Origin of the sequence: Cryobacterium sp. TMT1-2-2, from assembly GCF_004403505.1 — a bacterium.
Classification (GTDB): domain Bacteria; phylum Actinomycetota; class Actinomycetes; order Actinomycetales; family Microbacteriaceae; genus Cryobacterium; species Cryobacterium flavum.
Genome location: NZ_SOGS01000006.1, coordinates 109,883 through 135,077, shown reverse-complemented (window position 1 = coordinate 135,077; position 25,195 = coordinate 109,883). Strand labels below are relative to the sequence as shown.

General features: G+C 67.7%; 26 protein-coding genes. 16 read left to right on the top strand and 10 right to left on the bottom strand.

Going from position 1 to position 25,195, the window contains the following annotated elements; translation table 11 throughout:
* Positions 1 to 34 precede the first annotated feature (34 nt).
* The gene (locus E3T35_RS04650; protein ID WP_233197461.1) at positions 35 to 409 is read right to left on the bottom strand and encodes a helix-turn-helix transcriptional regulator; all 375 of its coding nucleotides are present in this window, start codon (positions 407 to 409) and stop codon (positions 35 to 37) included.
* 180 nt (positions 410 to 589) lie between these two features.
* On the opposite strand from E3T35_RS04650, the gene arsB reads away from it, so the two are divergent.
* From arsB to E3T35_RS04635, 3 genes are read left to right on the top strand one after another with little or no spacing between them, the layout of a single operon-like run.
* Positions 590 to 1,618 carry an ACR3 family arsenite efflux transporter gene (arsB, locus tag E3T35_RS04645; protein WP_241987734.1) on the top strand — a complete coding sequence of 343 codons (1,029 nt, stop codon included), beginning with the start codon at positions 590 to 592 and terminating at the stop codon, positions 1,616 to 1,618.
* A gap of 16 nt (positions 1,619 to 1,634) precedes the next feature.
* The gene (locus E3T35_RS04640; protein ID WP_092340365.1) at positions 1,635 to 2,036 is read left to right on the top strand and encodes an arsenate reductase ArsC; all 402 of its coding nucleotides are present in this window, start codon (positions 1,635 to 1,637) and stop codon (positions 2,034 to 2,036) included.
* Between the two features lie 2 nt (positions 2,037 to 2,038).
* Complete coding sequence (locus tag E3T35_RS04635; protein ID WP_134377981.1) at positions 2,039 to 2,677, top strand: arsenate reductase ArsC; 639 nt, start codon at positions 2,039 to 2,041, stop codon at positions 2,675 to 2,677.
* A gap of 228 nt (positions 2,678 to 2,905) precedes the next feature.
* On the opposite strand, the gene E3T35_RS04630 is transcribed toward E3T35_RS04635, so the two are convergent.
* The 5 genes from E3T35_RS04630 to E3T35_RS04610 form a co-directional block, all read right to left on the bottom strand.
* On the bottom strand, positions 2,906 to 3,196 hold the full coding sequence (locus tag E3T35_RS04630) for a metal-sensitive transcriptional regulator (RefSeq protein ID WP_092340367.1): 291 nt from the start codon (positions 3,194 to 3,196) through the stop codon (positions 2,906 to 2,908).
* A gap of 1 nt (position 3,197) precedes the next feature.
* A complete protein-coding gene (locus E3T35_RS04625) occupies positions 3,198 to 3,500 on the bottom strand; it encodes a rhodanese-like domain-containing protein (RefSeq protein ID WP_134345127.1) in 303 nt (100 codons plus the stop codon).
* A complete protein-coding gene (locus E3T35_RS04620; RefSeq protein ID WP_134377980.1) occupies positions 3,497 to 5,161 on the bottom strand; it encodes an FAD-dependent oxidoreductase in 1,665 nt (554 codons plus the stop codon). Before E3T35_RS04620 ends, E3T35_RS04625 begins: the two co-directional genes overlap by 4 nt.
* Positions 5,162 to 5,335: 174 nt before the next feature.
* Positions 5,336 to 7,576, bottom strand: coding sequence for a cation-translocating P-type ATPase (locus E3T35_RS04615; RefSeq protein ID WP_134377979.1), 2,241 nt, complete (start codon positions 7,574 to 7,576; stop codon positions 5,336 to 5,338).
* A complete protein-coding gene (locus E3T35_RS04610) occupies positions 7,576 to 7,797 on the bottom strand; it encodes a heavy-metal-associated domain-containing protein (RefSeq protein WP_134345125.1) in 222 nt (73 codons plus the stop codon). Before E3T35_RS04610 ends, E3T35_RS04615 begins: the two co-directional genes overlap by 1 nt.
* A gap of 136 nt (positions 7,798 to 7,933) precedes the next feature.
* Between E3T35_RS04610 and E3T35_RS04605 the strand changes: the two genes are divergently transcribed.
* Together E3T35_RS04605 and E3T35_RS04600 are read left to right on the top strand one after the other, a co-directional pair.
* A complete protein-coding gene (locus E3T35_RS04605) occupies positions 7,934 to 8,242 on the top strand; it encodes a metal-sensitive transcriptional regulator (RefSeq protein ID WP_104089193.1) in 309 nt (102 codons plus the stop codon).
* 93 nt (positions 8,243 to 8,335) lie between these two features.
* Entirely contained in the window at positions 8,336 to 9,022 is a 687-nt protein-coding gene (locus tag E3T35_RS04600; RefSeq protein WP_134345124.1) for a response regulator transcription factor, read from the top strand.
* On the opposite strand, the gene E3T35_RS04595 is transcribed toward E3T35_RS04600, so the two are convergent.
* On the bottom strand, positions 8,922 to 10,676 hold the full coding sequence (locus E3T35_RS04595; protein WP_134345123.1) for a GAF domain-containing sensor histidine kinase: 1,755 nt from the start codon (positions 10,674 to 10,676) through the stop codon (positions 8,922 to 8,924). The two genes, E3T35_RS04600 and E3T35_RS04595, sit on opposite strands and share 101 nt — an antisense overlap.
* 63 nt (positions 10,677 to 10,739) lie before the next feature.
* On the bottom strand, positions 10,740 to 11,594 hold the full coding sequence (locus E3T35_RS04590) for a universal stress protein (protein ID WP_134345122.1): 855 nt from the start codon (positions 11,592 to 11,594) through the stop codon (positions 10,740 to 10,742).
* A gap of 256 nt (positions 11,595 to 11,850) precedes the next feature.
* Here E3T35_RS04590 and E3T35_RS04585 point away from each other — a divergent pair, with 256 nt between their 5' ends.
* The 3 genes from E3T35_RS04585 (at position 11,851) to E3T35_RS04575 (ending at position 14,484) form a co-directional block, all read left to right on the top strand.
* A complete protein-coding gene (locus tag E3T35_RS04585; RefSeq protein WP_134345121.1) occupies positions 11,851 to 12,906 on the top strand; it encodes a zinc-dependent alcohol dehydrogenase family protein in 1,056 nt (351 codons plus the stop codon).
* A gap of 26 nt (positions 12,907 to 12,932) precedes the next feature.
* A complete protein-coding gene (locus tag E3T35_RS04580; protein WP_134377978.1) occupies positions 12,933 to 13,493 on the top strand; it encodes a flavodoxin domain-containing protein in 561 nt (186 codons plus the stop codon).
* A 127-nt stretch (positions 13,494 to 13,620) separates the two neighbouring features.
* Entirely contained in the window at positions 13,621 to 14,484 is an 864-nt protein-coding gene (locus E3T35_RS04575) for a universal stress protein (protein ID WP_134377977.1), read from the top strand.
* Positions 14,485 to 14,648: 164 nt separating this feature from the next.
* On the opposite strand, the gene E3T35_RS04570 is transcribed toward E3T35_RS04575, so the two are convergent.
* Positions 14,649 to 14,828, bottom strand: coding sequence for a hypothetical protein (locus E3T35_RS04570; RefSeq protein WP_134345118.1), 180 nt, complete (start codon positions 14,826 to 14,828; stop codon positions 14,649 to 14,651).
* 220 nt (positions 14,829 to 15,048) lie between these two features.
* Between E3T35_RS04570 and E3T35_RS04565 the strand changes: the two genes are divergently transcribed.
* Together E3T35_RS04565 and E3T35_RS19700 are read left to right on the top strand one after the other, a co-directional pair.
* The gene (locus E3T35_RS04565; protein ID WP_241988732.1) at positions 15,049 to 16,002 is read left to right on the top strand and encodes a hypothetical protein; all 954 of its coding nucleotides are present in this window, start codon (positions 15,049 to 15,051) and stop codon (positions 16,000 to 16,002) included.
* Between the two features lie 41 nt (positions 16,003 to 16,043).
* Positions 16,044 to 17,213, top strand: coding sequence for a hypothetical protein (locus tag E3T35_RS19700; protein ID WP_241988731.1), 1,170 nt, complete (start codon positions 16,044 to 16,046; stop codon positions 17,211 to 17,213).
* A gap of 5 nt (positions 17,214 to 17,218) precedes the next feature.
* Here E3T35_RS19700 and E3T35_RS04555 read toward each other — a convergent pair whose 3' ends face one another.
* Entirely contained in the window at positions 17,219 to 17,977 is a 759-nt protein-coding gene (locus E3T35_RS04555) for an NUDIX hydrolase (RefSeq protein WP_134377976.1), read from the bottom strand.
* Between the two features lie 152 nt (positions 17,978 to 18,129).
* Here E3T35_RS04555 and E3T35_RS04550 point away from each other — a divergent pair, with 152 nt between their 5' ends.
* The 6 genes from E3T35_RS04550 (at position 18,130) to E3T35_RS04525 (ending at position 25,182) form a co-directional block, all read left to right on the top strand.
* Positions 18,130 to 19,185: a 2,3-butanediol dehydrogenase gene (locus E3T35_RS04550; protein WP_134345116.1), complete on the top strand. Its 1,056-nt coding sequence runs from the start codon at positions 18,130 to 18,132 to the stop codon at positions 19,183 to 19,185.
* Between the two features lie 64 nt (positions 19,186 to 19,249).
* Entirely contained in the window at positions 19,250 to 20,014 is a 765-nt protein-coding gene (locus tag E3T35_RS04545; RefSeq protein ID WP_134345115.1) for an MBL fold metallo-hydrolase, read from the top strand.
* A 611-nt stretch (positions 20,015 to 20,625) separates the two neighbouring features.
* Positions 20,626 to 21,579, top strand: coding sequence for a hypothetical protein (locus E3T35_RS04540; protein WP_134345114.1), 954 nt, complete (start codon positions 20,626 to 20,628; stop codon positions 21,577 to 21,579).
* Positions 21,580 to 23,154 carry a hypothetical protein gene (locus E3T35_RS04535; protein ID WP_241988730.1) on the top strand — a complete coding sequence of 525 codons (1,575 nt, stop codon included), beginning with the start codon at positions 21,580 to 21,582 and terminating at the stop codon, positions 23,152 to 23,154.
* Positions 23,111 to 23,842, top strand: coding sequence for an ABC transporter ATP-binding protein (locus E3T35_RS04530; protein WP_134345113.1), 732 nt, complete (start codon positions 23,111 to 23,113; stop codon positions 23,840 to 23,842). The genes E3T35_RS04535 and E3T35_RS04530 overlap by 44 nt, the downstream gene beginning before the upstream one ends.
* Positions 23,842 to 25,182: an ABC transporter permease gene (locus tag E3T35_RS04525; protein ID WP_370449140.1), complete on the top strand. Its 1,341-nt coding sequence runs from the start codon at positions 23,842 to 23,844 to the stop codon at positions 25,180 to 25,182. The genes E3T35_RS04530 and E3T35_RS04525 overlap by 1 nt, the downstream gene beginning before the upstream one ends.
* Positions 25,183 to 25,195: the final 13 nt, after the last annotated feature.

Below are 25,195 nucleotides of genomic sequence, written 5' to 3'. Positions count from 1 at the left end.
CGCGTTGCCGCCATAGGGATAGTGGCGCCGGGCGTCAGACGGCCGCGAGCACTCCGGCGACGGAGTTCAGCGAGCCGGGTACCAGGCTGTAGTACGACCAGGTGCCTCGTTTGGCGCGGGCCAGGAAGCCAGCCTCAACGAGTACCTTGAGGTGGTGTGAGATGGTGGGCTGGCTCAGGGTCAGCTGGTCGGTCAGGTCGCAGACGCAGGCTTCCTGGTCGGTGTGGGCCGAGACGATCGAGATAATGCGCAGCCGGGCCGGGTCGGCGAGGGCTTTGAGCGAGCGGGCCAGGGCGTCGGCGTGGTCGGGGGCGAGGGTCGCGCGCGCCTGGGGTGAGGAGCAGGCATCCGCTTCGTCGGTTGAACGGCGAGAAATGTCGGTCAGTGGCAGGGTCTGGGTAAACGACACGTGAACACACTCTCCTTAGATTGACATCGGTCGATGAAGTGTTCTAGCGTAGACATCGACAACGATCAATGTTACCGCGAATCGCTGTCCAAGAATTGGAGATTCGTGAGCAGCACCGCCCCAGCCCCCACCCGACTCGGCGCGATCGACCGGCTGCTGCCGGTCTGGATCCTCGCCGCCATGGCCCTCGGCCTACTGCTGGCTCTGTACGTTCCCGCCGTCGGCGAGCTGCTGCACGCCTTCACGATCGGGTCGATCAGCGTGCCGATCGCCATCGGGCTGCTCATCATGATGTACCCGGTGCTGGCCAAGGTTCGCTACACGGATGCCCGTGCCGTCGCCTCCGACAAGCGCCTGCTGGTCTCCTCCCTGCTGCTGAACTGGCTGGTCGGGCCGGCGCTCATGTTCGCCCTGGCCTGGATCTTTCTGCCCGACCTGCCGGAATACCGCACCGGCCTGATCATCGTCGGGCTCGCCCGCTGCATCGCCATGGTGCTGATCTGGAACGACCTGGCCTGCGGCGACCGCGAAGCCGCCGCCTTTCTCGTGGCCGTGAACTCGGTGTTCCAGGTCGTCGCGTTCGGCGCGCTCGGCTGGTTCTACCTGCAAGTGCTTCCGGCCTGGCTCGGCCTGCCCACGACGAGCGCCGAGTTCTCGATCTGGGCGATCACCGCGAGCGTGCTGATATTCCTGGGAATTCCGCTGCTGGCCGGGTATTTGTCGCGCCGCATCGGCGAGGCCCGCCGCGGCCGCGACTGGTACGAGGCGCGTTTTCTGCCCCGGGTCGGCCCGTTCGCGCTCTGGGGGCTGCTGTTCACGATCGTGATGCTGTTCGCCCTGCAGGGGCAGCAGGTCATCGACCACCCCGGCGACGTCGCCCGCATCGCACTGCCGATGCTGGTCTACTTCGCGGTCATGTTCCTGGTCGGCTTCGTCACCGGACGCCTGCTGCGCCTGAGCTACGAGCGCACCACGACGCTCGCCTTCACCGCCGCCGGCAACAACTTCGAGCTCGCCATCGCCGTCGCGATCGGCACCTTCGGCGCGCTCAGCGGCCAGGCCCTGGCCGGCATCGTCGGTCCGCTGATCGAGGTTCCTGCATTGGTCGCCCTGGTCTACGTGGCGCTCTGGCTCAAGCCCCGACTGTTTCCCGAGCGGATGCCGGCGGCCGCGCCGCCGACGCCCGCCGCGGCATCCACTCTCGTCTAAACGAAAGAAGACCCCAATGAAACCCTCCGTACTCTTCGTCTGCGTGCACAACGCCGGCCGCTCGCAGATGGCCGCCGGCTATCTGACCGCGCTCGCGCAGGGACGCGTCGACGTGTTCTCGGCCGGCTCCGAGCCGAAGGACCAGATCAACCCGGTCGCGATCGCGGCGATGGCCGAAGAGGGCATCGATATCGCGCACAACGTGCCAAAGATTCTCACGACCGAGGCGGTCAAGCAGGCCGACGTCGTCATCACCATGGGCTGCGGCGACGCCTGTCCGATCTTTCCGGGCAAGCGGTATGAGGACTGGGAGCTGGCCGACCCGGCCGGCCAGGGCATCGAGAGCGTGCGCCCCATTCGCGATGAGATCAAGGCGCGCATCGAGGCGCTGCTGGCCGAGATTCTGCCGGTCGCCTGACGATGCTGCCCGGCCTGACCTATCCCGAGGAGTCGCTGCGACGCCTCGCCGCCGATCTCGCTGAGCAGTTTCACGGAGTCTTCGCCGCCGAGACCGTTGAGCGCTACGTGCTCGAGAGCTATACCGGGCTGCTGCGCACGTCGAGCGTGAAGGCGCACCTGACGACCCGCACCGCGCACTTTGCCCGGGAGCGCCTCACCGCCCTGGCCCAGGCCAAGGGTGCGATCGACCGTTCGGTTCCCGAGGTATTGTTCGTCTGCGAGCAGAATGCTGGCCGGTCACAGATGGCCGCGGTGTTCACCAACGCTTTGTCGGGCGGCGCGGTGCACGTGCGTTCGGCCGGATCGATGCCCTCCTCGGCGCTGAACCCCACCATGGTGGCGGTTATGGCCGAACTCAATCTGTCGCTGGACGAGGCGTTCCCCAAGCCGCTCACCGACGACGTCGTGCAGGCAGCGGACGTCGTCATCACCATGGGCTGCGGCGACGCCTGCCCGATCTACCCGGGCAAACGCTACGTCGACTGGGAACTCGTCGACCCGGCCGGCCAGCCGATCGAGGAGGTGCGGCGCATCCGCGACCAGATCAAGGCACATGTCATCGAAATGCTCGCCGGCCTCGGCGTGACGCCCGTCGCCTGACCCACCCTGCGGTCGGGGCCAGGTGGGCCCGGCGAATGGATGCCGCCCCACCAGGACGGGGCCCAGGCCCCGTCCCCAGGCCCAGTTTATAAGCTGGGCCCGTGGCTATAACGTGGGCCCGGTGGTCGCGGCGCGTTTGCGGGGCGCGCCCGCGGCATCCGTTCTGCTGACGCGGCGAACGGGCGGCGCGACACATGCGCAAACGTGGCGAAACGGAGGCCCGCCCCGCTACGCGAGCGTCAGGAACAGCTTCTCGAGCTCGGGCACCGTCATTGAGTTCTCGTTGTCGGGATTTGCGATGCAGTCGCGCATCGCGGTCGACACGATGACGAAACCGGCCTTGTCGAGCGCGCTCGACACGGCGGCGAGCTGCGTGACGACGTCGCGGCAGTTGCCGCCACCCTCGACGGCGGCGATCACCGCCGTCAGCTGCCCCTGCGCCCGGCGCAACCGGTTGAGGATCTTCTTCTGCTCGGCGGCCCTGGCCGCCGTGTCATCGGTCACCGACGAGATCGCCACCTCAGGCCCCCTGCTCGGTGGGAAGCCCGGCCTGCTGCCAGGCCGTCGTGCCGCCGGCGATGTTCACGGCGTCATGGCCGTGGGCCGCCAGATACTCGGCGACCTGGGCGCTGCGACCGCCGAGGGCGCAGATGACGTGCACCGGGACATCCGCTGGGATCTCACCGATTCGCTCGACAACCTCGCCCATCGGAATGTGCACGACGCCGGGCACGTGGGCTGCTTCGTACTCCCACGGTTCGCGCACGTCGATGACGACGGGTTCGGTGAGCGCGTTCAGCTCGGTGACGGTGATCTCTTTCATACGAGGACCCTTTCAGCAATGGGGGAAACAACAAGGCTAGACGTTCCGGCCAGCCAAGTGCGATAGCCGCCGTCAAGATTGCGCACGTCGAATCCGTTCTGGGTGAGAATGCGCGCGGCGGTATGCCCGCGCTGGCCCACTTGGCAGTGCACGATCAGAGGCACGCGCGGCAGCTCGTCGAGCCTGGCGCGCAGGTCGTCGAGCGACACGTTGAGCGCGCCCGGAATGCTGCCGGCCGCGAATTCGCCGGCCGACCGCACGTCGACGAGCACGGCGCCGTTCGAACGAGCCTCCTCCAGCTCGTGCCACTGCAGGTTCACGCTCGTGCCCTCGGCGAGGTTCGACGCGACGTAGCCGAGCTGGTTGATCGGGTCTTTTGCCGAGGCGTACTGCGGCGCATAGGCCAGTTCGAGGCGCGTCAAAGCGGATGCGCTCAGCCCCGCCGCCATCGCGACCGCGAGCACGTCGATGCGCTTGTCCACCCCGGAGCCGCCCACGATCTGGGCGCCGAGGATGGCGTCGGATTCGGCGTCGATGAGCAGCTTGATGGACATCCCCTCCGCGCCGGGAAAATAGCCGGCGTGGTTGGCGGGGTGCGTGTGCACGATGCGGTGGGTGCGCCCGGCGGCTATGAGACGTTTCTCGTTCCAGCCGACCAGGGCCACGGTGAGACCGAAGATGGCCACGATCGACGTACCGCGCGCCGGGGCAGCCTGCCCGGGGGTGCCTGCGATGCTGTCGGCCACGGAGCGGCCGTGTCGGTTCGCGAGGCCCGCCATGGTGACGAGCGTGCCGGAGCCGCTGACGGCATCCGTTTTCTCGACGCCGTCGCCGACCGCGAAGATGTGCGGGTCGCCCGTGGCCTGGGTGCCGTCGACCCAGATGCCGCCGCTCTCGCCGATGCGGAGGCCGGCCTGCGCGGCCAGGGTAACGTCGGGGCGCACGCCGCTCGCGTCGATCACGAGGTCGGCGGGCACGGTGCTGCCGTCGCTGAGCATGATGCCGACGGCCGACGTTCCGGTGACCGTGGCGTTCAGGCGCACGTCGACACCGCGCTCACGCAGGCGATCGAGTACGGGAGCGGCCATCTCGGGATCGAGCGGGGTGAAGATCTGCGGCCCGCGCTGCACGAGGGTCACGTGCACGCCACGGTGCACGAGGTTTTCGACGGCTTCGAGGCCGATGAATCCGCCGCCGATCACCACAGCGGATGCCGCTGCGACGCTCGCCAGCACCGCGGTGATGTGATCGACGTCATCGACCGTGCGCAGGGTGTGTGTGGGGACGGTGCTGTCTTCAGATGCGTTGGACCTGGCCGAAGCGCCGGCCGCGAGCACGAGCCGGTCGTAGTGTTCGACGCTCGTTTCATCGGTCAGCAGGTCGCGCACCGCGACGGTCTGGGCTTTGCGGTCGATCTGCACGACCTCGGTGTCGACACGCACGTCGAGTGCGAAGCGTGCCCCGAGGGATTCGGGGGTCTGCAGCAGCAGGTCACCGCGATCCCGAATGATTCCCCCCACGAAATACGGCAGCCCGCAGTTCGCGAACGACACGTAATGGCCGCGCTCGAACACGATGATCTCGGCGCTCTCGTCGAGTCGGCGCAACCTGGTCGCCGCCGACATTCCGCCCGCAACTCCGCCTACAATGATGATTTTCACGTGTGCCTCCGGGTCAAGGATACCCGAGGGGTATGCGCGCACAAACCTGCGGGCGGAGCAGGCATCGGTGAGGGCCGCGCGGCCGCATCCGCTTGCCCGGGCCCACCTTATGAACACGGGCCCAGTCTATAAACTGGGCCCGTGGACGGGGCCTGGGCCCCGTCCACAAAATGCTCAAGCGGGTTGGTCTCGGAAACCGCGCAGGCGCAGGCTGTTCGTCACCACGAAGATCGACGACAGGGCCATCGCGGCCCCGGCGATCAGGGGGTTCAGCAGCCCGGCCATTGCAAGCGGTATCGCCGCGACGTTGTAGGCGAAGGCCCAGAACAGGTTGGCCTTGATCGTCGTGAGGGTGCGGCGGGCCAGCCGTATCGCATCCGCTGCGGCGAGCAGGTCGCTGCGCATGAGCGTCAAGTCGCTCGCCTCGATGGCCACGTCGGTGCCCGACCCCATGGCGATGCCGAGGTCGGCGGTGGCGAGCGCGACCGCATCGTTCACGCCGTCCCCGACCATCGCGACCACGTGCCCCTGCGCCTGCAAAGAAGCGATCACCCGCGCCTTGTCGGCCGGCAGCACCCCGGCGGTCACGTCGGTAATGCCGACGAGAGCGGCCACGCTCTGCGCCGCGGCGAGATTGTCACCGGTCACGAGCATCGGCGTCAGCCCGAGGGCACGAAAACGTGCGATCGCCGCAGCGCTCGTGGGCTTGAGGGTGTCGGCGACGGTGAGCACGCCGCGCACCTTGCCCTCCCACGCCACCATGACGGCCGTCTTGCCGAGCGCCTCGGCCATTCCCATCACGGCCTGCATCTCGATCGGCACCACCAGCCCCCATCGTTCGACCAGCCAGACGGGCCGTCCAACCAGCACCAGGCGTCCGTCAACCAGCGCCTGCACGCCCAGGCCCTGCTCCGACAGAAACTCCGACGCAGCCGGCACCGCGCCCAGGCGCGATAACGCGCCGGCCGTGATCGCCCGGGCGATCGGATGCTCCGACCCGCTTTCCGCCGCCCCGGCCAGCCCCAGCAGCTCATCTTCAGAGCCGCACTCGTGCATATCTGCGGTCGACAGCGTCATGCGCCCGGTGGTGACCGTGCCGGTCTTGTCGAGAACGATCGTGTCGACCCGGCGCGTGGATTCCAGAACCTGCGGCCCCTTGATCAGAATACCGAGCTGCGCGCCGCGCCCGGTTCCCACCAGCAGTGCGGTCGGCGTGGCCAGCCCGAGCGCACACGGGCAGGCAATGATCAGGGTCGCGACGGCCGCGGTGAACGCCATCGCGGCGCCGGCGCCGACCAGCAGCCAGCCGGCCAGGGTCGCCAGCGCGAGGAGGATCACGATCGGCACGAACACGCCGGAGACCCGGTCGGCCAGGCGCTGTACCTCGGCCTTGCCGGTCTGCGCCTGCTCCACCAGCCGGCCGATGTGGGCCAGCTCAGTGTCGGCACCCACCTTCGTGGCTTGCACGACGAGTCGCCCGCCGGAGTTCAGCGTGGCGCCCACAACACTGTCGCCCGGACCGACCTCGATCGGTACGGATTCGCCGGTGAGCAGGCTCGCATCGATAGCGCTCGCGCCATCAACGATCACCCCGTCGGTCGCGACCTTCTCACCCGGCCGCACTACGAACTGGTCGCCGACCGCGAGCAACGCGGTGCTGATGCGACTCTCCACACCATCGCGCCACAGCGTAGTCTCCTTCGCACCGAGCTCGAGCAGCGCCGCGAGGGCCGCGCCGGAGTTGCGCTTGGCCCGCGCTTCCGCGTACCGACCGGCCAGAATAAACACGGTGACAGCGGATGCCACCTCCAGGTAGATCTCGTGGGTGCCGGCCCCCGGGGTAGCCGAGAAGGTGAAACTCATGGTCATGCCCGGCATGCCGGCCATGCCGAAGAACAGGGCGTAGAGCGACCAGCCCAAGGCGGCGAGCACGCCGACGCTGACCAGGGTGTCCATGGTGGCGGCGCCGTGCCGGGCGTTCACCCAGGCGGCGCGATGGAACGGCCAGGCACCCCAGATGGCGACCGGGGCCGCGAGAGTCAGGGCCAGCCACTGCCAGTTCGTGAACTGCAGCACGGGAATCATCGACAGGGCGGCGACCGGCAGGGTCAGCGCGGCGGAGATCAACAGCCGCTGCCGCAGCGACGCAAGCTCAGGGTCGACGGCGGCCGCGGCGGGGGTCACGGTGACCGGAGCCGGCTGCACTGCCGTGTAACCCGTGGCTTCGATGGTCTTGATGGCATCGTCGACACTCGTGCCGGCCGGCACGAAAACGCTCGCCTTTTCGGTGGCGTAGTTGACGCTGGCTTCGACCCCGGGCATCCGGTTGAGTTTCTTCTCGATGCGGGACGCACACGAGGTGCAGGTCATGCCCCCAACGAGCAGATCAACTTGCTGGCCCACATCGGCAGACATCAGGCGGCTACCAGTTGGTAGCCCGCCTCCTCGACGGCCGCGGCAACCAGGGCGCGGTCCAGCGGGGCGGCGCTCGTGACGGTGACCTGCGAGGTACCGCCCTTGACGAGGTCGACCGTAACGTTCTCGGCGCCCGCGAGAGCTGTAATCTCTTCGGTCACGCTGGCGACGCAGTGGCCGCAGGTCATTCCATCAACGCTGTAGGCGGTCGTGGTGCTCATCGAAAATTCCTAACTGTTTTCTACCCCCGAATGGGTATTCATTCGAGCATACCCCTTGGGGGTACCTTTACCCCTACTATACCCCGAGGGGGTACAGTTACGCATGGGGTTCACGAACGACGCAGAGGACAATGTCATGACCGAGTCAGAGAGCCACGACGGCCCGCACGGCTATATCTCCAACAAGGACGCCTACCTCAAGCGCCTGCGCCGCATCGAGGGTCAGGCCCGCGGCCTGCAGAGCATGGTCACCGACGACAAGTACTGCATCGACATTCTCACGCAAATTTCGGCCATGACGAGCGCCCTCGAATCGGTCGCTCTCGGCCTGCTCGATGACCACCTCAACCACTGCGTATTGCACGCGGCCATGGCCGGCGGCACCGAAGCCGAGGCCAAGCTGCAGGAGGCATCCGCGGCCATCGCTCGGCTGGTTCGCTCCTAAAGGACCGGACCTTTGGCCCTAGTCGCCGGGCTGCGCCGCGCGCGACACTGTTAATACATATAGAGCCAGCGTGCCCATTCGGGAAGGACCACCATGAACCTGCCGCACAGCGCGCCCCAGACGACGACCGAGGCATCATTCGCCGTTCCGATCCGCGTTTTCATTCTCGACGACCACGAACTGGTGCGCCGGGGCCTGCGTGAGCTCCTCGAGGGCGAGGGCTTCGACGTCGTCGCCGACACCGGTTTGGCGGCGGAAGCCACCGTGCTGATCCCGAAGCTGCGCCCCGACGTGGCCATTCTCGACGCCCGCCTGCCCGACGGCACCGGCATCGAGGTGTGTCGCGACGTACGCTCGGTCAATCCGGCCCTGCAGTGCCTCATTCTCACGAGTTACGACGACGAGCAGGCCTTACGTGGCGCCGTGCTGGCCGGTGCGGCAGGCTACGTACTGAAGGAAATTCGCAGCACCGACCTGCTCGACAAGATCCGTCGCGCGGCCGCCGGTGAGTCGCTGTTCGACCCAGCGGTCAAGGCGGGCATCATCACCGGCCTGGCCGACCCGCTAGACGCCCGTCTCGCGTCGCTCACCGCGCAGGAGCGCAAGGTGCTCGACCTGATCGGCGAGGGACTGACCAACCGTGAAATCGGTCAGACCATGTTCCTGGCCGAGAAAACGGTCAAGAATTACGTGTCGTCGATGCTGGCGAAGCTGGATTTTCAGCGCCGAACCCAGGCTGCCGTGTACGTTGCGAAACGTGGAGACGAACACCAACGGTAATCTCCGGCACCGGCGCAGACCAGCGCAGCCGGGTGCCCTCGCCGGGGGCGCTGCGCACCGAGAATTTGCCGCCGAGCAGCGCCGCTCTTTGTTTGAGGTTGTCCAGGCCGCTGCGCCGGGTGGGTTTACTGAAACCACAACCGTTGTCGGCGATGACGAGCTTGATGCGGTCGTCTTGGGCATCGACCGAAATGTCGATCATGCTCGCCTGCGAATGCCGCGCAGCATTACTGAGGCCCTCCGAGATCACGGCGAGCAGGCTGCTGGCGAGGTCATCGGCGAGCGGCGCATCGATCGGCCCGGACAAACGGATGCGCGGCGCATACGGCAGGCTCGCCGCCCCCTCCTTGATCACGGCCAGAATGCGACTGCTGAGCGTGCCGGTGTCTTGCGCCATGCCGCGCAGCGAATAGATCGTGTCGCGCAGTTCCCGAATGGTGTCATCGAGCTCGTTCGTGACGGCGTTGATGCGGTCGAGCGCTACGGAATCGTTGGTGAACCGCCGCAGGCTCTGCATGCTCAGCCCGGCGGCGAACAGCCGCTGAATGACCAGGTCGTGCAGGTCGCGGGCGATGCGGTCGCGGTCGCCGAGCACGGCCTGCTCTTCGCGCATGCGGTGCACGGAGGCCAGTTCGAGCGCGAGTGACACCTGCGTGCCGAAGACCGCGCTCATCTCCACATCGGTGACGCTGTATCGAGCGGATGCCGGTGCGCGCGACAGCAGAATCACGCCCTGCCCGTCGCCGGCCGGCCCCAGGGCGGCAATGAGGGTGGACCCCAGGTGCGACCACTGGGCGGCCGAGCCGGTCGCGGCATCCGCTATCTGGAGGGGCGCAGTGGCGAGCGTGGCGGAGCGGCCGGTGGCCTGCAGCTCGGCCAGCACACCGGGTTGCAACAGCACGGTCGTGCCGAGCAGTCCCGCCGCAGTCGTGCCATCCGTGCCGGCCGCAGCCGCACAGTACAGGCTGTCGTCGGTGGGAAAACCGATCACGGCCAGTTCGGCACCGGAAGCATCGAGTACTCGCTGAACGACGAGGTCGAGGCCGTTGTCTTCACCGTCGACCGGTCGCAGCAGGTCGCGGCCCATCGCGGCGACCGCTTCGAGCCAGCGAGAGCGAGCACGGGCCTCGTCGTAGAGTCGGGCGTTCTCGATCGTGACGCCGGCGGCCGCGGCGAGCGCCACGGCCAGGGTCTGGTCTTCGTCGGTGAAGTCCCCGCCGCCCTCTTTCTCGGTGAGGTAGAGGTTACCGAAGACCGTGTCGCGCACCCGCACTGGAACCCCGAGGAACGACTTCATTGGCGGATGGTGGGCGGGAAAGCCGAAGGAGTCGGGGTGATCGTGCAGGTCGTGCAGGCGAATGGGGTGCGGTTCTCGAATGAGCAGGCCGAGCACGCCGTGTCCGGTGGGTAGCGCGCCAATCTGGCGCACGGTCTCTTCGTCGAAGCCCACGGTGACGAAGTGGCTGAGCGCCTGGCCATCGCCGATCACGCCGAGCGCGCCGTAGCGGGCCTGCACGAGCTGGCAGGCCGCGGTGACGACGCGTTCGAGCACGGCTTCGAGGCTGAGGTCTTCAGCCACCGAGACGACTGCGTCGAGCAGACCGCGCATGCGATCCTGGGTGAGGGCAAGTTCGGCGGCGGTCTGATCCGTCATCGTCGTCCCCCACCCTCATGCCATCCGGTGGTCTAACTTTGGCATGATTTCGGGTGCATGAGGCTACTTATGGGTGGTTCTGGTAACAATTGTCGGGCAGGAGATGTGCAGCAGCACTTCGTGGCTGACCGAACCCATGAGCAGGCGCTGCAGCGAGCCCCGGCCGCGACTGCCGACGACGAGCAACTGGGCGTGCTGCGCCGCGGCAACGAGTGCGCGGGCCGGCGATTCGTCGGTCTCCAGAACCTGGTGCACCACGAGGTCAGGGTACTGCGTGGTCAGACCGGCGACGGACTCGGCGAGCACAACGCGCTCCTCTTCCATGCGCTCGGTCACGGCGTCGGCCGGAATGCTGCGCAGAACGCGACGATTCGGCAGGTGCACTGCGTAGAGCGCGTACAGTTCCTGGCCGGTGCGGTCGGCCTCGGCGGCGGCGAACGCCACGGCGGTCAGCGAGTCGGCCGAGCCGTCGACGCCGACGTAGACGCCGGTTCTCTCGGTCTCGGGCAGCGAGGGAATCACGGCGACGGGGCAGGTTGCCAGCGCGGCGATCTGCAGGCTCACGCTGCCGAACAGTTCGCCCTCGACCCGGCCCTTCTGGTCGGTTCCGACGACGACCAGGTCGGCGTCCTTCGAGAGTTCGCTCAGCACGCGCGGTGCGCTGCCGGTGCGCAGTTCGGTGTGGGTGGTGACGCCGGGGGCGAGGGCCACGGCGCGGGCGCCGGCTTCGGTGAGCAGCTTCTTCTCGGCGTCGAGGATGGAGTCGTAGTAGCCGTAGCCATCGGCCAGCCAGGTTTCGTACACGGTGTGCATGAGCGTCACCGGGCTCTTGACGTTCTCAGCGCGGGCCATGGCCCACGCGAGGGCGGTCTCGCCGGCGGCCGAATCGTCGATGCCAACCACAATCATCCGGTTCATTGCTCTACCTCGTTCTTGATCACAGGTCGCAGCAGTGGAGTCCCCCGCCACGAGCGCGGAGCTGATGCCCCATCGCCTCACCCCCATCCTGTCAGCAACGGGTTGCAACAAGTAGGGCCGGAAGTCCCGATTAGGTGCCCAATCTGTGGCCGCACAGGGCGGGACTTTCGGCCCTAGCCGACCTCGGCCCGCCGGTCTTAACGTAGTTCTGACGGGCCTTCTGCCCGCCCACATTCTAAGAATCAAGGAGATACCCGTGAAGGCATTGGTTTATGGCGGTCCCGGTCGAAAGAGCTGGACCGACGTTCCCGACCCGAAGCTGCACAGTTCGATGGATGCCATCGTGCGCGTGGACACCACCACGATCTGCGGCACCGACCTGCATATTCTCAAGGGCGATGTGCCCGCCGTCACGGTCGGGCGCATCCTCGGCCACGAGGGCGTCGGCACGATCACCGAGGTCGGCTCAGCGGTGAGCAACCTCAAGGTCGGCGACCGGGTCATCATCTCCTGCATCAAGAGCTGCGGCCACTGCAGCAATTGCAGCAAAGGGCTGTACTCGCACTGCCTCGGCGACGAGGGCGCCTCCGGCATCGGCTGGGTCTTCGGCCACCTCATCGACGGCACCCAAGCCGAGTTCGTGCGCGTTCCTTACGCCGACAACTCCCTGCACAAGCTGCCCGAGGGCGTCAGCGACGACCAGGGCGTCATGCTCAGCGACATTCTGCCGACCGGTTTTGAAATCGGCGTGCAGTACGGCCGGGTCAAGCCCGGCGATGTCGTCGCCGTGATCGGCGCCGGCCCGGTGGGACTGGCCGCCATCGCCACCGCCGGCCTCTACGGCGCCGCGAGCATCATCGCCATCGACCTCGACGAAAACCGCCTCGAACGGGCCCGAGACTTCGGCGCCACCGACACGGTCGTCTCCGGTGCGACGGATTGGAAGGAACAAGTCCTCGCGCTCACCGACGGCGCCGGCGTCGACGTCGCCATCGAGGCCGTCGGCATACCGCAGACCTTCACCATGGCCACCGAGATCGTGCGCCCCGGCGGCAACGTCGCCAACGTCGGCGTGCACGGCAAGCCCGTCGACCTGCACCTGGAGAACCTGTGGATCCAGAACATCAACATCAGCATGGGCCTGGTCAACGCCAACACCACGAAGATGCTGCTGAAGCTCGTTGCGAGCAAGAAGCTGGCGGCCGAGAAACTCGTCACGCACCACTTCAGCTTCGACCAGTTCCTCGAGGCCTACGACACCTTCGGCCGCGCGGCCGAAACCAAGGCCCTCAAGGTCGTCATTTCCCGCTAGTTCCGCGCCCACTGCCTGGAGGTTTCATGCGCGCCCTGATCGTCTACGAATCGATGTACGGCAACACTCGTCTCGTCGCCGAGGCGATCGGGCGCGGCCTGGCCCCGGCCGAGGTGATCCTCGTGCCCACGAATCAGGCCGCGGGCGTTGACCTGTCGCAGGTCGACCTGCTCGTGGTCGGCGGCCCCACCCACGTGCACGGCATGAGCCGACCGAGCACCCGTCAGGGCGCGATCGACGCCGCCATCACGCCCCAGCACACTCTGCACCTCGAAGCGGATGCCGCCGGCTCCGGCGTGCGCGAATGGCTCGCGTCCCTGAACGGGCTGGCCTGCCGCGCTGCGGCGTTCGACACCCGGCAGGAGGGCCCGATCCTGCTGACCGGGCGCGCCGCCAAGAGCATCAGCAAGAACCTGCTCGCCGCCGGTGCCGACGTCATCGCCGACGCGACGAGTTTTCTGGTGAACAAGAGCATTGCGCTGGTGCCGGGCGAGGTGCGGCGCGCCGAGGCGTGGGGCACCATGTTGCGGGAGCGGTCGGCGCCGGGCCCCCAGCATCCCTTTACGGGCGCAATCACCACCGCGTAAATCTCACGGGGATGTGACTTAAGGCCCTACTCGGGGGTGCCGCCGATGGCTAACGTGAAGAACACTCGTTGGTGACGCTCACACGACATTCCCGCTCGTGGCCCGCCCCCGAAGAAGGGATTTTCTCATGACACACACGCTCACACGGAGCCAGACGGTCGTCGCCTGGGACGGGTCGGAACCCGCCAGGGCAGCCCTCGATTGGTCGCTCGCCCGCAACAACGACGGCGAACTCAACCTGGTGCGCATCCTCGATCGCACCGTGTCATCGGCTGATTACTTCACCGAGGAATCCACCACGGTGCGCGCCCGGGAGGTGCTCAAGGACGACGCCGACCGGGTGAGCGCAAAATTCCCGGATCTCACCGTGCATGCCGATCTGCGCTCCGGCGACCCGATCACCGAACTGCGTGCCCTGAGCGGAGCCGATACCCTCGTCGTGGTCGGAACGCACCGCCGCCGCGGGTCGACCCTGCGCTACGAATGGTCGATGGGCGCCAGGCTGGCCGGTTCGACCAACGGACCGATCGCGATTATCCCGGAGGGTGACAACAAACCTCACTCGGGCATCGTTGTCGGCGTCGACGGTTCGGCCGCGTCGAATGCCGCCGTGGACTTCGCCGCCGAGGAGGCCGACCGCACCGGTCAAGAACTGTACGCGATCCACGCCTGGCAGGAACCGCTGGTCTGGCGCGACACGACCGAACCCGACGCCTGGTTCCTCCAGACGCTCGAGACCTCCCATCGGCGCATCCTCGACGAATCGCTGCTGGCCGTGGCTCGCCGCTTTCCGTCGCTCGTTATTCGGGCCTCACTGGTGCGGGGAGCCCCGCAATCGGCGCTGCTCGATGCGGCCCGTGGGGCTGCGCTGCTCGTCGTTGGTGATCACGGGCAGAAGGGCATCTCGAAACTGCTGCTCGGGTCGGTGAGCCACTCGATCGTGCTCAACATCCAGTCGCCCATGGTGGTCATCCCCGCGCCGTCCGCGTGAGCGGTCGCCGGGTTCTTCGGCTCGCTGCGCCGGACTTGCGCCGGTGCGCGGGAGTTGTGGCCTGGCCGGTACTCCCGCGCCTCGCGCCGCGCTGGACTTGCGCCAGTGCGCCCCAGTTGCGCCTCGCGCGCAGCGGCGCAGCTCCCGCGTAGGCAGAAACAGGGCTAATAGACCTCGCGAAAGTGCCCGATGAAGGTGATCGTGTTGCCCTCCGCGTCGACGATGGTGGAGAGCTGCACGCCCTTGTTCGCCTGCACGATCTCGCCCGGTTCCAGCCCGCGACCGTGCAGTTCGGCGAGGTGCGCCGGCAGGTCATCGACGGCGAGAAGATGATTGATGGTCATGGGGCCTCCACGGTTCACGCTTGGTGTCGCCACCGTACCCCGACCGGCCGCGAATGGCCCGGGTCGCGCCGGTCGGAGTCGCCGGGCGAGCTCGCGGCACTCGTTGGAGATGGCGGCACCCGTAGGAGTGAGTGCCCGGTTCTCTGAGGAGTGCCACGACGAGCGGATGCCCGGCTCCCGCAGGTGCCACAAGCCCGCCGAGCCCGGTTAGGGTTTTGATATGAGCTCCTTTGCGCTGCCCCGCCGTTCCCTGCGCATTCTGGCGACCGGAGTGGCCCTCGTCGGGCTCGCGGCGACGCTCATCGCCATCCCGGCCCCGCCAGCCACAGCCGCCGCTCCCGCTTCCACAGTCGCCCCAGCCGCCGCTGCCACCGCCCCGGACGCCTCCGACCCAACACCGATCGACCCCGAGCCCTTCAGCCCCGGCCTCATCATCAGCGACTACAACTTTTTCAACCCGGACGCCCTCACCGAGAGCGGCATCCAGGACTTTCTCGAGGCGCGCTCCTGCCGGCCGAGCGACGGAGTGCCGTGCCTCTGGGAGTACCGCGAGACGACGACCAGCCAGCCGGCCAAGGGCGACGGGCACTGCCTGCCCTATCCCGGCGCTGAGAACGAATCGGCCTCCCGCATCATCGCGAAGATCGCGGCGGCCTGCACGATCAGCCCAGAGGTCTTGCTGGTGCTGCTGCAGAAGGAGCAGTCGCTGCTGACCCGGCCCAGCGCATCCGGTTATCTGCGCGCCACCGGCTACGCCTGCCCGGACACCGCGGACTGCGACGCCCAGTACTTCGGCTTCTTCAACCAGGTCTACAACGCGGCCTGGCAGTTTCGGCAGTACACCCAGGAGCCCGACCGGGCGTTCCAGATCGGCAGCGTCGACGTGGGCTTCAACCCCAACACCGAGTGCGGCGCCTCCACCGTCGCCATCAAAAATCAGGCCACCGCCAATCTGTACAACTACACGCCGTACCAGCCCAACCCGGTCGCCCTCGCGAAGGCCGGCGACGAGGGCGACGGATGCTCGACCTACGGCAACCTCAATTTCTGGCTGTTCTACAACGCCTGGTTCGGAGACTCCACCCTCGAACCGTTCTCAGTACTGTTCGACGACTGCCTCAACTATGTCGGCGGCCAGGGCTGCCGTGTTCCGACGCTGATCCCCACACCGTGAGTCAGTTCGCGCGCGGTCCAAGTCTGCGGCGACTGGCGCGAGTGACCTGCCTCGCCGTTGTCCTCGCGTCGATCGTTGCAGCAGCGCCCTCGGCGTCGGCAGCCGACGATTACCCCACCTGGGCCGAGGTTGACGCCGCCCGGTCGAGCGAGACCGCCACGGCCGCCGAGGTGAAACGGATCGAGTCCGCGCTCGATGGCCTGCAGGCGCGCGCAGCCGCTCTCGGCGATACGGCCGTGACCGAGACCGCGCTCGCTGCGGTGGCTCAGGCTGAGCTCGAGAAGGCGACCACCCAGCAAACGGTGCTGACGGCCCAAGCGGATGCGGCATCCGCTCGGGCTGATGCGAGCGGTGAGCGCCTCGGCGTGCTCGGCGCCCAGCTCTACCGTTCCGGCGGCAGCAGCCTCGCCGTGGGCGCCCTCTTCGATGGCGGGAAGGCCAACGACCTGCTCTTTCAGCTCGGCACCATGTCCCGGCTCACGGAGCAGGCGGGCCTGGTCACCGAGCAGGCCGATACCGAGCGCAACGCGGCGGCAGCCCTCACCGCTCAGACCGACATGAAGACACGGGAGCGCGACCGCCTGCACGACGAGGCCCTGTCAGCTCTGGCGGCTACCGAGACGGCGCAGCAGTCAGCGGATGCCGAAGTTGCCCGCAAGCAGGCGTCCAGCGATGTTCTCTATGCCCAGCTGGCCTCCCTCAAGAACACGTCCGCGCAGGTGGAACGGCAGTACCGCACCGGCGTGACCGCGCAGCACGACTACGAAGAGCAACAGCGGCAGGCCGCAGAAAACGCCGGAGCCTGGGATGCGGGCGAGCAACCGACCGTTCCCAGTGTCCCGACCAGCCCGGTCGTTCCGGTCGTTCCGGTCGTTCCGGTCGTTCCCCCGACCGGCGGTACCGTCGACCGCCCCGGCGCCCAGCGCATTGCAGCGGCCCAGGTGGCAGCCAGGGGCTGGGGCGACGCCGAGCTGACCTGCCTGGTCTCCCTGTGGCAGCGCGAGTCCGGCTGGCGAGTGAACGCCTACAACGCCAGCAGCGGCGCGTACGGAATTCCGCAGTCCCTGCCCGGAAGCAAGATGGCTTCGGCCGGCGATGACTGGCAGACCAACCCGGCCACTCAGATCAGCTGGGGCCTCGGCTACATCGCCTCACGCTACGGCACGCCCTGCGGCGCCTGGGCGCACTCCGAGACCAACAACTGGTACTGAGAAGGTCACTCCCGAACGCTGTACACCCACGGTACCTGGCCGATTTCGAGACGGTGCCGCCCGCCATCCCGCTCAGCGAGCGCGTCATCGGCGTAGGCGACGTCCCCCGCCCAGAACAGCGCCGGCCCGCGCTCGCTCGCGCCAAGCCGGGTTTCGTAGTGCGCCAGTCCGCGCTGCCCGGCACTGGCCACGATTTCGGCCACCGTCCCATACCCTTGCAGCCCGTGCAGGGTCACCCAGGTCGGCGCGACCAGGGTCATCACAGCGGTTGCGTGCCGCTGAAGCGCCGCTTCCGGCCGCAGCCAGGCGTAGTCGATGACTTCGTCTTCGGCGAGCGCGATGGAACCGGGCGGTGCCGTCGTGACGTAGAACCAGGTGCGCAGCCGCTTCGGGGCGCTCGACGGCGGAACCCACAGCGCCGTCGCCACGAGAGAGTCTGGCTCGACCTCGAGCCCGGTCTCCTCTCGCACCTCGCGCACGGCCGCCCGACGGGCGGCGAGTTGCTCGACGGTCTCGGCCCAAGCCGCCGAGCGGCGGTCGGGAGCCTGCACGGCGGGGCTGGCGCTGCCGGCTGGCGCTGCGGCATCCGCTTGCCGTCGATCGCCCGGGTCGACGCCGCCGCCCGGAAACACCCACGCCCCAGCGAAAGACCCGCGGTGACGGGGGCGTTCGAGCAGCAGCACTTCCGGCCCGGCGGAGCTGTCACGCAACAGAACGACGGTCGCCGCGACCCCCAGGGGAACTGGTTCGGTATCGTGCGTCATCGCCGGTCCTTTGGTGTCAGGTCGTGCAGTGTGATCCACCCTAACGCCCGGTATCGGAACGACCCGGCAAGTAGGCTGAAAGTGAGCCGAAGCGTATCGCCGGTGCCACGAGGGTACCGTCGCTGTTTCGGTGCAAGGAGTAGTGAAGCATCATGAAGGCAGCTCGTTTTCACGGCCCGGCAGACATTCGCATCGAGGACATTCCCGCACCCGAACTTCGACCAGGAGCCGTCGCCATCGACGTCGCCTGGTGCGGAATCTGCGGAACCGACCTGCACGAGTACCTCGAAGGGCCGATCTTCATTCCGGCCGAGGGACACCCCCACCCGCTCTCGCACGAAGAAGAACCGGTCACGCTCGGGCACGAGTTCTCCGGCACCGTCACCGCGCTCGGCGAGGGTGTGACCGACCTCGCCGTCGGCGACAACGTCGTGGTCGAACCCTATTTCGTCTGCAACGAGTGTGCTCCCTGCCTGGCTGGCAATTACCACCTCTGCACGAAGATGGGCTTCATCGGTCTGGCCGGCGGAGGCGGCGGACTCAGCGAGAAGGTCGTCGTCGACCGCCGCTGGGTGCACGCGATCGGCGATATCCCGCTCGACGAAGCCGCGCTCATCGAACCGCTGTCCGTTGCCCACCACGCTTTCGTGCGCAGTGGAGCCAAGGCCGGCGATGTCGCCCTCATCGGCGGGGCCGGCCCGATCGGCCTGCTCGTCGCCGCAGTGCTCAAGGCCGAGGGCCTGACCGTGATCATGTCCGAGCTCAGCGAGGCTCGCAAGGAGAAGGCGCGGGTCACCGGGGTGGCCGACCACGTGCTCGATCCCAGCAAGGAAGACGTCGTCGCCCGGGTGCGCGAACTCACCGGCGGCAACGGAGCTGACGTCTGCTTCGAGTGCACCAGCGTGAACGTTGTGCTGGGCCAGTTGTTCGACGCGGTTCGGCCCGCCGGCGTCATCGTGAACGTGTCGATCTGGGGCAAGCCGGCCAGCGTCGACATGCAGAAACTCGTTCTCAAGGAGATCGACCTGCGCGGAACGATCGCGTATGTGCGCGATCACCCGGCCACGATCAAGCTCGTGCAGGACGGCCGGGTCAAGCTGGCTCCCTTCATCACCGGGCGCATCGCCCTCGATGACCTGATCACACAGGGCTTCGACACGCTGATCAACCACAACGAGACCGCGGTCAAGATCATCGTGCACCCGTAACCCGGGTTAACCGGCGGCGCCTCCAGTCGGGGACGCCGCCGATCGCGGCAGTAGGCTGCCTTCTATGCCCGCCATCCTGCGCACGAGCCCGCTCACCCGCAGTCTGCTCGCGCCGAACGCCGGGCCGATGACGCTCGACGGCACCAACAGTTATCTCATCGGAGCACCCGACTCGAGCGGCATCGTCGTGGTCGACCCGGGGCCGCTTGACGAGGGCCACCTCGCGGTCCTCGCCGCGGCCGGCCGGGTGGAACTCGTGCTGATCACGCACCGGCACGCCGACCACACCGCGGCGAGCGTTCGTTTCGCCGAGCTCACCGGAGCCCCGGTGCGGGCGTTCGATGCGGCCTTCTGCGTGAATGGTGACCCACTCAGCAACGGGGAGCTGCTCGCGGTCGCCGGCACCAGCATCCGCGTTCTCGCCACCCCCGGCCACACCGACGACTCGGTCTGCCTATACCTGCCGGGCGACGGCGAAGCCGGCTCTATACTCACCGGCGACACCATTCTCGGCCGCGGTACGTCCATCATCGACGACAGCCTCGCCGACTACCTGGCCTCGCTCGAGACCCTGCGCGCGCTCGGGTCGGCCACCGTTCTGCCCGCGCACGGCCCCGTATTGCCCGACCTCGCGGCCATCTGCACGGTCTACCTGGCGCACCGCCACGAGCGTCTCGATCAGGTGCGGGCCGCGCTTGGCGAGCTCGGTTCCACAGCGACGGTGGCACAGGTCACCGATCTCGTTTACGTCCAAACGGATGCCGCGGTGCGGTTCGCAGCCGAGGCCTCCGTCACAGCGCAGCTGGCCTACCTGCGCGCCGAGCGCTGACTGAGCTCGCGAGCCTACTGGTCGGGCTTTTTGTCGTCAGTAGTCCGAGCCGCACGTGCCCGGGCCTCGAGGGTCCGGGCCGTCAGGGCGCGCGCCCGCGCAGCGGCAGTGTCCGCTGCAGCGCTAAATCGGGCATTTCTGCCCCCTGAGCTGGCTGCGCGGGCAACCTTGTTGCTCTGTTTGGGGTTTTGGGCCATGGTGCATTCTCCAATCACGTGAAAACGGAAGATGACTCCTGGTTGAACCCTATCCGCCCGACGTCGACGGCGCCTATGTGACGTTCGTCGGTGCCTCGCTCATCCCCTCCACGTCATAACTCCTGCAATCTGACTCGTTGGTTTTCAGTTCTCCCGTCATTACGCGGATCTTCTCATCCGAGTTCAGAAATTGCAGGAGTTATGCGGGAAGCCTCAGACGTCCCCCGTAATCTTCCGCTACGACGCGCCACCCAGGGCCGCCTTGCATCTGAAACAGACCGAACGGTATGGTTAATGTAGCGCTGCAACTCGGCGTTCACCCCTATTCGCCGTCGCGATGCGCTAGCTTATGGGGAGATCGGGGGCGGCGATCGATACCCGGCGCAGCCCAGACCATGCTCAAAGGGGAACTTCATGCGCCATCGCTCACTACTCACGACCATCGCCGCCGCCGCTCTGCTGTCGTTGACGCTCGCGGGCTGCAGCGCCGAGAAGGCCGCCGAGAAGCTCGACCCGGCCGAAGGCCCTCTGCAGAAGTACATGTCGGGAATCTACGAAGGCTTCGACGAAGACTCGGCGATCGCGGGGCAGAACGAGCAGGAAGAACTCGTAGCTGCCTGCATGTCCGACGAGGGCTTCGACTACTCTCCCGTCGACGCCTCGCAGTACAGCGGCATGATGACCGACACCGACGAATACGGAACCGAGAAATGGGTGGCCGAAAACGGCTACGGCATGAGCCAGTCCCCGGAGCAGATCGCTGAGCAGGAGGCGCAGAGCGCGGAATTCGTCGACCCGAACCAGGACTACCTGGCGTCGCTGTCCGAGAGCGAGCAAACCGCCTACAACGAAGCACTCTACGGTCCACAGCCCAGTGAAGAGGAGCTGGCCGACGGTTCCTACGTCGACAGCTACGAAATGGCGGGCTGCTACGGCTCCGCCAGTCAGGAAGTCAACGGCGACCAGCCATCGCAGGAAGAACACGCGGCGGTCTACGACGCGATGAGCCTCATGTATGAAGACCTGCAGGCGTCCCCCGCGATCGTGAAGCTCGACGCCGCATGGGCGGCCTGCATGGCCGATGCCGGGTATGCGACCTTCGCGAAGAAGGCGGACGCCCAGGAGTCGATCATGAATGAGCAAAACGCGCTCTACGAAGACCAGACGGGCGCTGCCCCCGACGAGACGATCCTCGCCGACCTCCGTGACAAGGAACTCGCGCTGGCCATGGCCGACTTCACCTGCGCCGAAGATGTCGACTACACCGAAGCAACAACCAAGGTGCAGTTCGAGTTGGAAGAGCAGTTCATCACCGATCACAAGTCCGAGCTCGACGCGCTCATCGCGGACTACGAGCAAGGCAAGTAGGTGTCGCGCCTGTTCGGACGACGAGCAGCTACAGAGCAAGACGCGACCGAGGTGATCGACGCGATCGACCCCAGCACCTCGCCGGCCCGGTCGCGCAGCCAGGGCTGGCGACGCCTGTTCGCCGGTAACCGGGTGATCTGGGTCATGGCCACGGTGGCCATCGTGGCGCTCGTTGCCGGCCTCGGGCTCGGGCAGCTGATCGTCTCACCCGGGCAGGCCGCAGCCGATGCCGATGCTCCCACCGGCGGTCTCATCACCGTGCCCATCGAAAACCGCACACTGGCCAACGACGTCACCATGCGCGGCGACGCGACCTACGCCGATTCGGTGGAGGTCAGCATTGAGACCGGCGAACTCGCCGGCGCGCCCATTGTCACCGGGCAGGTCCCCGAGGTCGCCGCCATATTCGATACCGCGTCGATCGCGCTCGAGGTCACCGGGCGCCCAGTGATCGTCTTGCCCGGCGACCTGCCGGTCTATCGCACCCTGCGGGTCGGCGTTTCCGGCCCCGATGTTCTGCAGTTCAAGCAGGGTTTGAACGCGGCCGGAATCGATGCCGGCGCGCTCGACTCCGACGTGTTCGACGCGAAGACGGCGAGCGCGGTCACTGCCCTCTACGCCAAGGTCGGCTACCCGGCACCCACCGGCGGCACCGACGTCGCGAGCGCGGTGAGCAGCGCCGAAGCCGGGGTCACGAGCGCGCAGGCATCCGTTGACAGTGCCAACGGCGCGCTGACCATCGTGCAGGGCACGAGCGCGAACGTTGACGTGGTCGAACAGGGCAACCTGGTGCGCAGCGCTCAGCGCGCCCTCGCCGACCTGCAGGCCGCGGGCACTCCGACCCAGATAGCGGATGCCGAGGACGCCGTCACCCTGGCCCTCGCACGGCAGGCCCAAGCCCTCGCTCCCCGCGACGCGAGCGCCGAGAAGGCCGCCGTCACCGCGGCCAAGGCCGACTTGACCCGCGCCGGCGAAACCCTGAGCGACGCCCGTGACGGCGCGCTCGCCTACCTGCCGGCCGGCGAAGTGCTCTACCTGCCCGGCCTGCCCCGCCGCGTCGACGAGATCAGCGTGAAACGCGGATCGAGCATCACCGGACCGGTCATGCGCGTCTCCGGCGCGACCCTGGTCATCTCCGGCTCGGCCACGGCGAGCGACGCCGCACTGCTCGAAGTCGGCGCCCCGGCCATGCTTGCCATGCCCGACGGCGACCAGCCCGCCACGATCAGCTCGATCCTGCCGGCCGAACCGGCCAGCGGCGAGACGGCTAGCGGCCGGTTCACCGTGCTGTTCGCACCCGACGCGCTCACCGACGAACAGATCCAAGCCGTGCAGGGCAGCAACGTGCGCGTGCGCATCCCGGTCAGCTCGACCGAGGGCGAAGTGCTCGCTGTTCCACTCGCCGCGCTGACCGCCGGGCCTGGCGGCGAATCCCGGGTCGAGTTCGACCCCGGCGACAACGCCGAGACCGTGCTGGTCGAGGTGACGACCGGGCTCGCCGCCGAAGGGTTCGTCGAGATCACCGCCGTCGATGGCTCACTCACGGCCGGCGACCTCGTCGTGGTGGGCCGGTGATGGGCCGGTGCTGACAGCCCCGGTCGTCGAACTGGTCAACGTCACGCGGTCGTTCCCCGGTCCGCCCGAGGTGCAGGCGCTCAAATCGGTCAACCTGCGGGTGGAGCGCGGCGACTACCTGTCGATCGTCGGCCCCAGCGGCTCGGGTAAGTCGACCATGCTCAACCTGCTCGGCCTGCTCGACCGGCCGAGCGTGGGCGAATACCACCTCGACGGCCGGGACACGAGCCTGCTCGACGAGAAGCAGCGCGCCATCGTGCGCGGCGGCACCATCGGCTTCGTCTTTCAGGCCTTTCACCTGCTGCCGCACCGCACCGTGCTCGACAACGTGCTGCTCGCCACCCTGTACAGCGGCGTGCCGCGCGCCGAACGCGAGGACCGCGCCCGTGCCGCCCTTGACCGGGTGAAGCTCAACCACCGCCTCGACTTTCTGCCCGGCACCCTCTCCGGCGGTGAACGCCAGCGCGTGGCGGTGGCCCGCGCCGTCGTCGCCTCGCCCGAGCTGCTGCTCGCCGACGAACCCACCGGAAATCTCGACGAGACCACCGGCGGCGAGGTCATGGATCTCTTCGAGGAACTGCACGCCGACGGCCTCACCCTCATCGTCATCACCCACGACCAGGCGGTGAGCGATCGGGCCGGGCGGCGCGTGCGCATCACCGACGGTCGCCTGAGCGAGTTGTCGTGATGTTTTCCTTCAAGCGGATGCTGCGCCGCCGTTCCCGCGTCGCCGCCGTTCCCGAGACTGTCTCGGGGGTGGAGCTGGCGGCATCCGCTGACCTGGCCAGCATCGATCCAGTCATTCGCCGTGCCGACCGGTTCTCGGTTCAGGACCTGCTGGTGGAGGCGAGCTACGGCGTCGGGGCACGTCCCAGCCGACTCATCATGACAACCCTCGGAACCGTGCTCGGCATCGCCTCGCTCGTCGTCACGATCGGGTTCGCGCAAACCGCCGCCGGGCAGATTTCCAGCCAGTTCGACGCCGTTTCGGCGACCCAGGTCATGATCGAACCGGCCACGACCCGCAACTCGAGCGGCGCCGAGCAGGCCACCAGTCGGCTGCCGTGGGATGCCCCGGAGCGGCTCGATCGCCTGGCTGGGGTGGAACGCGCGGGTCTGGTGGCCGATATCGACGTGGCCGGCCAGCTCATCACGTCTGTTCCGGTGAACGATCCCTCGGCCGCGCAGACTCTGAGTCCCGCCGTCATCGCCACCTCGCCGGGCCTGCTCGCGGCAGTGCGCGGCAACATCGTCACCGGGCGCTACTTCGATGCCGGCCATGACGAGCGTGCCGATCGGGTGGTCGTGCTCGGCGCGCGGGCCGCCGAGACGCTTGGCATAAACCGGGTCGACTCGCAGCCGTCGATCTTCATCGGCGACGTTCCGTACACCGTCATCGGTATCATCGACGGCGTCGAACGCCGCGCCAACCTGCTCGACGCTGTGATTCTGCCGATGGGCACCGCCCGCGCCGACTTCGCCCTGACCGCTCCGGCCGAACTGCACGTGCAAATCGCTGTCGGCGCCGGCACACTCGTAGCGCGGCAGGCACCGATCGCGCTCGACCCGAATGCTCCCGAGAACTTCACGGTGCAGGCGCCAGCTACCGCCTCGTCACTGCAAGACAACATTCAGTCCGACATCAACGTGGTCTTTCTCACGCTCGGCGTTCTCGCCCTGCTCGCTGGCGGTCTCGGCATCGCCAACGTCACCCTGCTCTCGGTGATGGAACGGGTCGGCGAGATCGGCCTGCGGCGGGCCTTGGGTGCCACCAAGCGAGACATCGCCCGGCAGTTCATCGTGGAGTCGGCGGTGATCGGGCTGCTCGGCGGCCTGATCGGCTCGGCTCTCGGGGTGTTCGCGGTGGTCGTCGTGTCGCTGCTGCAGGGTTGGACGCCCATCCTCGATCCCGTCGTCGCCATCGGCGCGGCCCTGCTCGGAACCGTCGTCGGCCTGGCCGCCGGCGCCTACCCGGCGGTGCGCGCCTCCAACATCGAGCCGATCACGGCCCTGCGCGGCGGCACCTGAGGGGCTCTCCGGC

Coding starts and splice junctions, on each gene's coding strand:
- arsB (WP_241987734.1), top strand. CDS start 590: ATGGCCCTCGGCCTACTGCTGGCTCTGTACGTTCCCGCCGTCGGCGAG.
- E3T35_RS04640 (WP_092340365.1), top strand. CDS start 1,635: ATGAAACCCTCCGTACTCTTCGTCTGCGTGCACAACGCCGGCCGCTCG.
- E3T35_RS04635 (WP_134377981.1), top strand. CDS start 2,039: ATGCTGCCCGGCCTGACCTATCCCGAGGAGTCGCTGCGACGCCTCGCC.
- E3T35_RS04625 (WP_134345127.1), bottom strand. CDS start 3,500: ATGAAAGAGATCACCGTCACCGAGCTGAACGCGCTCACCGAACCCGTC.
- E3T35_RS04615 (WP_134377979.1), bottom strand. CDS start 7,576: ATGTCTGCCGATGTGGGCCAGCAAGTTGATCTGCTCGTTGGGGGCATG.
- E3T35_RS04610 (WP_134345125.1), bottom strand. CDS start 7,797: ATGAGCACCACGACCGCCTACAGCGTTGATGGAATGACCTGCGGCCAC.
- E3T35_RS04605 (WP_104089193.1), top strand. CDS start 7,934: ATGACCGAGTCAGAGAGCCACGACGGCCCGCACGGCTATATCTCCAAC.
- E3T35_RS04600 (WP_134345124.1), top strand. CDS start 8,336: ATGAACCTGCCGCACAGCGCGCCCCAGACGACGACCGAGGCATCATTC.
- E3T35_RS04595 (WP_134345123.1), bottom strand. CDS start 10,676: ATGACGGATCAGACCGCCGCCGAACTTGCCCTCACCCAGGATCGCATG.
- E3T35_RS04590 (WP_134345122.1), bottom strand. CDS start 11,594: ATGAACCGGATGATTGTGGTTGGCATCGACGATTCGGCCGCCGGCGAG.
- E3T35_RS04580 (WP_134377978.1), top strand. CDS start 12,933: ATGCGCGCCCTGATCGTCTACGAATCGATGTACGGCAACACTCGTCTC.
- E3T35_RS04575 (WP_134377977.1), top strand. CDS start 13,621: ATGACACACACGCTCACACGGAGCCAGACGGTCGTCGCCTGGGACGGG.
- E3T35_RS04570 (WP_134345118.1), bottom strand. CDS start 14,828: ATGACCATCAATCATCTTCTCGCCGTCGATGACCTGCCGGCGCACCTC.
- E3T35_RS04565 (WP_241988732.1), top strand. CDS start 15,049: ATGAGCTCCTTTGCGCTGCCCCGCCGTTCCCTGCGCATTCTGGCGACC.
- E3T35_RS04555 (WP_134377976.1), bottom strand. CDS start 17,977: ATGACGCACGATACCGAACCAGTTCCCCTGGGGGTCGCGGCGACCGTC.
- E3T35_RS04550 (WP_134345116.1), top strand. CDS start 18,130: ATGAAGGCAGCTCGTTTTCACGGCCCGGCAGACATTCGCATCGAGGAC.
- E3T35_RS04545 (WP_134345115.1), top strand. CDS start 19,250: ATGCCCGCCATCCTGCGCACGAGCCCGCTCACCCGCAGTCTGCTCGCG.
- E3T35_RS04540 (WP_134345114.1), top strand. CDS start 20,626: ATGCGCCATCGCTCACTACTCACGACCATCGCCGCCGCCGCTCTGCTG.
- E3T35_RS04530 (WP_134345113.1), top strand. CDS start 23,111: ATGGCTCACTCACGGCCGGCGACCTCGTCGTGGTGGGCCGGTGATGGG.
- E3T35_RS04525 (WP_370449140.1), top strand. CDS start 23,842: ATGTTTTCCTTCAAGCGGATGCTGCGCCGCCGTTCCCGCGTCGCCGCC.